The following is a 7,903-nucleotide window of genomic DNA, read 5'->3' on the forward strand; positions in this document are numbered from 1 at the left end:
ATTGAAGACTTGCAAAAAATTGGCAATGACTCCGCATGGCCCTTGAACGGCAATTATCTCCTTGCCAACGATATTGACGCCAGCGCCACATCGGGTTGGAACGGAGGAAAAGGATTCCTGCCGCTGGGCACGAATTCTGACCCCTTCACGGGCAGCTTTGACGGACAAGAGCATGTCATTACTGGATTGACCATAAATCGGACTGACCAAGAAAATGTAGGTCTTTTTGGCTATATCAACATGGCAGCCTTTATAATCAATATTGGGTTGGAAGACTGCGACATCACAGGATCTCGTCAAGTGGGGGCGCTTGCGGGACATGTTTACAACACCAACATCGCCAAGTGTTATGCCAAGGGTACCGTTACAGGCAACGGTAACGAAGCTGAAGCTATCGGTGGACTCGTAGGAAAGACAGAGCGAGGCAAAATCAACGACTCTTACGCTGCGGTCAGCGTCACGGTGGATGGCAACTCTTCACAGTTGGTTGGCGGACTCGTGGGATTGAACGTATCATGTAGAATTACCAACTGCTTTGCAACAGGTACCGTTACAGGCAATGGTGACAATGCCCAATTTTTCGGCGGATTCCTAGGAACGGACGGATTTGGTACAATTGCCAACTGCTCTGCAACAGGTACCGTTACAGGCAATGGTGACAATGCCCAATTTTTCGGCGGATTCGCAGGATACAGTTCCTTTAGTAATATCACCGACTGCTACGCCGAGGGCGGGGTCATAGTGGGCTACGCTTCTAAGTCTATGGGCGGATTCCTAGGAATGAACGAACACAATACCGTCACCGGCTGTTACGCTACCGGCAATATCACGGCTGGTCCGTTATGCGAATCCATCGGCGGACTCGCTGGAAAGAACAACCTCGGCGAGATCACCGACTGCTATGCCGAGGGAAATATTTCGGCAGGCAACTCGTCCTCATACCTTGGCGGGCTTATGGGCTACAACGACAATACCGTCACCGGCTGTTACGCTACCGGCAATATCACGGCTGGTCAGTTTTGCAAATCCATCGGCGGACTCGTTGGATATTCCAGTAACAACGGCGAAATCTCAGGATGCTACGCCAAGGGCGACGTCACGGCAGGTAATTATTCCGAATTCATGGGCGGACTCGTTGGGTCCAACCTCGGAAGCACAATTATTAACAGCTATGCAAGGGGAAAGGTCGACGGAACCCAAAATATCGGCGGGCTCATAGGAAACAACACGGGAACGATCAGCAACTGCTATGCAACCGGAAGAGTCAACGGAACCCAAAATATCGGCGGACTCATAGGAAACAACACGAAAACGATCAGCAACTGCTATTGGGACGTGCAAAGTACCGGACGGGCTTCCAGCGCCGGCGGTGTAGGTCTCACGACGAAAAAGATGACCTCTCCTCATGATAGCACCGCCTATGTAAACTGGGACTTTACAACTATCTGGGCAGAGGATAAATCACATGCTGCCAACAGCGGTTATCCTTATTTGCAAGCACTTCCAATGCCGGCTGTAATTTCGTCCATTGAAGACCTACAGAAAATTGGTAATGACGCCGCGTGGCGTTTGGACGGCAACTATGTCCTTGCCAACGATATTGACGCAAGTGCCACAGTGAATTGGAACGGAGGAAAAGGCTTCAAACCGCTGGGCTCGTTTAATGCTACTGCCTTCACGGGCAGCTTTGACGGACAAGGGCATGTCATTACCGGATTGACCATAAATCGACCTGACCAAGAACAAGTGGGCCTTTTTGGCTTTATTAAGGATCCAGCCTCCATCAACAATCTAGGCTTGGAAGACTGTGATATTTCCGGTTACCAGGATGTCGGCGGACTCGTAGGGTGGAACTGGCGCGGCACGATCACCAACTGCTACGCCGCGGGCACGGTTACAGCAGGCGCAAAATCTGTGATCATAGGCGGATTCGTGGGATATAACTACATCGGTACGATCACCAACTGCTACGCCATGAGCACGGTTACAGCAGGCGTAGAATCCGAGTTCATAGGCGGATTCGCGGGGGGAAACTACAAGGGTACGATCACCAACTGCTACGCCATGGGTGTCGTCACTGCGGGTAAAGGCTCCCAAAAGACCGGAGGATTCGTGGGCGCGAACAACTCCGGTACCATCACCAACTGTTATACCGCGGGCGACGTCACAGGGGGCGATAGTTCTTCGAGTATCGGCGGACTCGTCGGTTGGAATAACAGCCAGATTAACAACTCCTACGCCGAGAGCAAGATCACAGGGGGCGATAGTTCTTGGGAGATGGGCGGGCTCTTGGGACGGAACGACGACGGCGGTATGGTCATAGACTGCTATGCCACGGGCACGGTCACAGGGGGCGATAGTTCCGAAGCCATGGGCGGACTCGTGGGACGGAACGACGACGGCGGTATGGTCATAGACTGCTATGCCACGGGCACGATCACGTCAGGTGTTTGGTCCGAATTCATTGGCGGACTCGTGGGCAGCCACTCCAACGGCGAGATCGCGGGCTGCTACGCAACAGGCGAGCTTAAAGCAGGCGAAGATTCCGGGGAGATGGGCGGACTCGTTGGATATTCCAGTAACAACGGCAAAATCACCAACTCCTACGCCACGGGCGCGGTCACGGCAGATAGTACTACCTACTACACGGGCGGACTCGTGGGCGGCAACTCCGGCAGCGAGATCGCCGGCTGCTACGCAACTGGCGCGGTCATAGGGGGCGCCAATGCCAACATCATGGGCGGACTCGTGGGCAGCAACTACCAAGGTGCCATCAACGACTGCTACGCCATAGGCGACGTCACAGCAAGCGATGGTTCCTATGACGTGGGCGGACTCGTGGGCAACAACTACGAAGGTACCATCAACGACTGTTATGCCGCGGGCGACGTCACAGCAAGCGATGGTTCCTATGACATGGGCGGACTCGTGGGCAACAACTATTACGGTACCATCAACGACTGTTATGCCGCGGGTGACGTTACAGCAGGCGATGATTCCCAATCCATAGGCGGATTCGTAGGTTCGAATAACAGCCAGGTTACCAACTGCTACGCAATCGGAAGGGTCGACGGAACCCAAAATATCGGCGGATTCGTAGGGAATAATAACGCTGGCACGATCACCAACTGCTACTGGGATATGGATCGTTCCGAACAAACCGGCAGCGCCGGTGGTGAAGGGCGAATAACGGTACAAATGTCCTTTCCTTACGATACAACGACCTATGTGGGTTGGGATTTTGGCACAAATTGGACACCAGACCCCTGCTCAAAGTACAACAACGGATATCCCTTCTTAAGCAATATCCCTCCCCAAGCGGATGAAACAGGCCCCTTGTGCGATGATGGATTCGATTGCACCATAGATACATGCGACCCCGTAACAGGATGTGCACATATACCCGATGACACGTTATGCGATGACGGCGATGTATGCACGGAAGACATGTGTGATCCAGCAAGCGGATGTGTACATACGGATGTCGACTGTGACGACGGCATTGATTGCACCATAGATACATGCCTACCCTGGGTGGGATGCCAACACGCGGCTGATAGCAGTCGATGCGATGACGGCATCGCGTGCACCCTAGATATATGCGACCCCGCGACAGGGTGTATAAATACGCCAGATGATAACAAGTGCCCTGTGGGCTTTGTCTGCAATCCCGAACGAGGTTGCGAAGAACCTGCCGAGGGTGAAGAGCCCGTAGAAGGCGAAGAACCCGTAGAAGGTGAAGAACCGGTTGAGGGTGAGGGCGAAGGTGAAGCATCCGACGAAGGCGAAGAGGAAGGCGAAGAGGAAGATACGGATGAAGGCTGCGGTTGCTGCAAGTCTAACGATAAAATCTTGCCTTTACCCGAATTGCTGAAAAAAGGTCTCGGCGACTGGCTGCTCATAGGTATGAGTCTGATAGGACTTGCAGTCCTGTCGCGCCGCATAGGCTGAACGCTTCATTAATTGATCTCGTTGGGGCCGTCTCCATTGTGAGGCGGCCCCATTCTTATTGATGCGCGTGCGCCCACGCCGAGAGGCTCTACGGGATGGGTTTAAGGTGGGCTCATTGTCTTGAGTTGGGGATACGCAAAGAGCAGCGTTTCCGGAATCCGCTGTCTGAAGATACCGAATGATGCCTGCAATTCCAAAGCATTCGCCACCGCCTTACCCTGATAGTGATTGTTCGTGACAATATACAGGTCATTGACCTTCTGTTGCATTTCCATCACGCGATTCACCCAAGGGCTTAGCTCATCGGCCTTATACAAATAATTGTATCGTTCATCTCTGCCTGCTTTTTTTTCAAACCATGAGGTGCTATTCCTGCCGTGAAGCCGTACATAGGCAAAGGGAGCGGTTACTTCCGCCGTTGGTGGAATACAATCCTTCAAATCGGGCTGATCAATATTGCAAAAGGCGATATTTCGTGCGTGCAGCGCTTCGAAAAAAGAGGGCGCCATCCAAGAACGATGACGCATTTCAATGCATGTGGGTGTCCCTCGGAAGAGATCGGTAAGCTGCGCCAGATAATATCGTGCTGCCGGACTGCGCTTGAAACTCCAAGGGAATTGAAACAGCAGCGCGCCCAATTTCTCATGATCAATGAGAGGCTGAACACTTTCCAAAAATCGGGAAACACAAGCCTTATCCGGTTTGGAGCCCAGTTCGTGGGTAAGAACCGCCGGTGCTTTCACGGTAAAACGAAAGTTTGGATTACTGCTTGTTTGACGCAGCCATGAAAGAAAAGAAGAAGCGGGTACAGGCCGATACCACGTTACATTGATTTCGACCAGATCCATCCATTGACAGAGCAGCGCGAGTGGCTGCCGGCAGCCCTTCGGATAGACAATGCCTTTCCAATCGGCATAGGACCAGCCAGCCGTTCCGATAAACAATCGCTTCTGAGCAAAATTTGATAGGCTCTTCGTCTTCATGGCGCTATGATAGCATCCGACGCGGCTTCGACGACAGCCGATTCGTGGAGCAGCATCAGAAAAGAGGCCCTTTGATGGGGCCTCGTCTTAACGGGCGTCTAATTCCTCACAGACAGCTTTCATCAAAAGCGGCCATACGACCGTGGCGTCGGAGAGTACTTCGGCATATTGTCCGCCTTCGTCGGGATGGATGAATTTACCCCAGCTGACCCCTTCCGAATAGGTACAGCCGGATAAGCCACCCCAGTTTACCGGTTCGGGACACAGCCGCACACCATACTTAAACCGTATAGCGGGCAGTTCAACACCCAATCTATCGGCAGTAATATCGTAATAGGGTCCTACTTGCTGTGCCCAATTGCGCGGTACACCGCCGCCAACGGTAAAGATACCGAGGGTTTCTACTTTGCCGATAAAGCGGGCATAGGCCTGCAAATCGAGGAAAGGATTATAGGGCGGCACGGCGGTGAAGAGTTCATCGGGCGTAATAGCATCGGAGCTAGCCCTTTTCCGGAGCATTTTTTTCATGATCCACGTGGAGAAATCGAGACCCATCTCACTGTCCGTGAAGGCGGGAACAAAGACGGGAACTCCGTGCCGGTAGGCGCTGCGCAGAATGCCGGGCCCTTGGTCGAGTCGATCAAGCTCCTCGCCAACAGCACGACAAAATCGCGACGACGACCATACGCCGCCTTCGGGTTCATAAGCAGCGAGCACATCAGCGATCACCTCGCACACTTCGTTGAGATTGGCTTCCATCTCCAGCGTATCATAAACGCGGTTATAGCCTTTTTCAAAAAGTTCCTTATCGTCTACTGCCGGATTAACTGCGTAATGGGTCAAGCCGATGGATTCGGTCAATCCGTGTGCCATCAGCGCCCCTGTCGCGACGATGGCATGCACCATGCCGCGATCAATCATCTCACAGATAATTTTGCCTTGCTTTGCCACGGTCATGGCTCCGGAAAGGGTCAGCACCACCTTGCAGGAGGGATCCTGAATCATGGCAAGACACACTTCCAGCGCCTGACCGAGCTGGCGCCCGCCAAAAGACGTTAACGCCATGGCACGCACCAGCTCGGCACAAGACGATATGGAATTCAAATCAAGGCTTTTCAACGGTTGCAGACCGTCTTCACGCCCATCATGTAATTTGCGATCCATCATAGAAAAGAGTAAACCTTTAGGTTGCGCCTGTTAAAAGGCAAGCATCGGTTCACGGTTGAGGTAGGGGTCAATAGAGGAAAGTTCCTGCGTAGTGAAGCGGTCGACTTCGGTGACAGTCACATCACCGAGGTCAATTTCCTCCTGAATATAACGCAGGACATCGCGCGGATTCGTGCTTCCACAGGTGAACACGTCCATCGCGATCAGCCCCAGATCCGCATAGGTATGGGCGGAACAGTGGCTTTCGTCAAGCAGTACTACAGCTGTAAATCCGGGCGGTGAATCGTGACCGAATTTGTAACGCACCTGAGATACAACCGTTGCCCCGGCCCGCTCCGCCGCACGCGCCATCGCGTCCAGCACCCGCTTGTCATCGAGACAAAGCGTTCGAGCCACATTACGACAGTCCATTAATAGATGTCTACCCTTGTGCAACTCATACATCCTCCTACAATATGGAACTCTATCAAATACCGTTGAGTGCGCCCGCGAAATGCGGCACAAACGCAAGCACGGCTTTATAGCATCTAGACACACTCATCACACACAATGATGGTGGGGAAGTGCCGTATAGTACACCAAATACAAACGAAAGTCAACAAATTCAGCAGCTATTTTTTGATCAAAATAATACCGGTTCAGAGCATGGCGCAACAGTGGGAAGAAACACAGAAATAAGGGGACGAGAATCTATGTTAATTTCTGATATTTCGATGGATAAAAAAAAGGTTTTGGCAGGATAATGAAGCCGCAACGACGCTTGTCAAATATAGCGAGACAGCTTCTTCTGTGATGGCTCATCCGCTCATCCGATCGTAGACTGTACACACGAGAACATGTTTTTTCGTGTCAATAGTTTTCCCTAGGCCTCGGCTAACTGACTTGATAACAGGTATATAGACCAGGGAAAAATATCGTGTTGAAATGTTTCTAGATTTAGGGCATAATGCTACCTGTTGTATGTTTCGTTTCAAGAGTACTAAATACGGTATATAGAAACGACACGCTTGTGCCAACAGAAAGGACAGCATTTGCATGTCCTGTCTCGTTTGTTTATAAAGGGATGGCTGTGAAAATAGTAGAGCCAAAGGTTTTTTTGGTCGGTGAAACCTGTCTGGTTGAAGAGGGTCTGCACTCTTTTTTAGAACATGTAGGCGCTCCGAACTGGTCAAGTGACGCCCCCAGCGATGCGGAAATGCTTTGCGAAGTGATGGGTCGTCTTTGTTATCGTTCTTTCGCACCGGGTTTAAATCCCAATGTGACACGGGTTCGCGAAGGGAACGCCTCCTACCTTGCCAACATTGTTGAGGTGGGACACGGCAGCGTCTTGGAACATGCAAGCCTTAACTTTATTTTCGCAGACGTGAGCCGTGTGGTTACCCATGAATTAGTTCGTCATCGTGCGGGCGTTGCACTCTCCCAGGAATCGCTTCGCTTTGTACGCTTAGACAGCCTGTCCGCCTATATCCCACTGCACATCCGCGAGAATGAAGCCGGTATGGAAATTTTTGCCCGTACCTTTGAACAGTTGGAAAGGCTGCAGCGTGAACTGGCGGAACTTTATGCCATTGATGAAGAAAAGCGCTTTGATGTGAAGAAGAAATTGACTTCCGCTTTTCGGCGTATGGCTCCCATCGGCTTGGCGACGACGCTGGGTTGGTCCTGTAATTTCCGTGCATTGCGGCATGTGATTGAAATGCGCACCGATCCTCATGCAGAAGAAGAGATTCGTTTTCTTTTCGGAAAAGTCTATCATCTGGTGAAAAAACGATACCCCAATCTTTTCGCCGACTATGAGGAAA

The 7,903-nt window shown here is 51.8% G+C and carries 6 protein-coding genes; 3 read left to right on the forward strand and 3 right to left on the reverse strand.

What is annotated here, in order from left to right:
* Positions 1-3,951 (forward strand): hypothetical protein (locus GX117_02730; GenBank protein NLO32261.1); only part of this gene is annotated, 3,951 nt, incomplete at its 5' end.
* A 101-nt stretch (positions 3,952-4,052) separates the two neighbouring features.
* Here GX117_02730 and GX117_02735 read toward each other — a convergent pair.
* The 3 genes from GX117_02735 to speD all read right to left on the reverse strand — a co-directional run bounded on the left by GX117_02735 (position 4,053) and on the right by speD (position 6,497).
* Positions 4,053-4,934 (reverse strand): DUF72 domain-containing protein, encoded by an 882-nt coding sequence (locus GX117_02735; GenBank protein ID NLO32262.1) that lies wholly within the window; start codon positions 4,932-4,934, stop codon positions 4,053-4,055.
* Positions 4,935-5,021: 87 nt separating this feature from the next.
* Positions 5,022-6,101 carry a deoxyhypusine synthase family protein gene (locus GX117_02740; protein NLO32263.1) on the reverse strand — a complete coding sequence of 360 codons (1,080 nt, stop codon included), beginning with the start codon at positions 6,099-6,101 and terminating at the stop codon, positions 5,022-5,024.
* Positions 6,102-6,131: 30 nt separating this feature from the next.
* Positions 6,132-6,497: an adenosylmethionine decarboxylase gene (gene speD / locus GX117_02745; protein NLO32264.1), complete on the reverse strand. Its 366-nt coding sequence runs from the start codon at positions 6,495-6,497 to the stop codon at positions 6,132-6,134.
* A 167-nt stretch (positions 6,498-6,664) separates the two neighbouring features.
* On the opposite strand from speD, the gene GX117_02750 reads away from it, so the two are divergent.
* Together GX117_02750 and thyX are read left to right on the forward strand one after the other, a co-directional pair.
* Positions 6,665-6,844, forward strand: a complete 180-nt coding sequence (locus tag GX117_02750; protein ID NLO32265.1) for a hypothetical protein — start codon at positions 6,665-6,667, stop codon at positions 6,842-6,844.
* Positions 6,845-7,170: 326 nt separating this feature from the next.
* On the forward strand, positions 7,171-7,903 hold a 733-nt coding region (gene thyX, locus GX117_02755), incomplete at its 3' end, for an FAD-dependent thymidylate synthase (GenBank protein ID NLO32266.1).

The organism is Candidatus Hydrogenedentota bacterium (assembly GCA_012523015.1).
Lineage (GTDB): Bacteria > Hydrogenedentota > Hydrogenedentia > Hydrogenedentales > CAITNO01 > JAAYBJ01.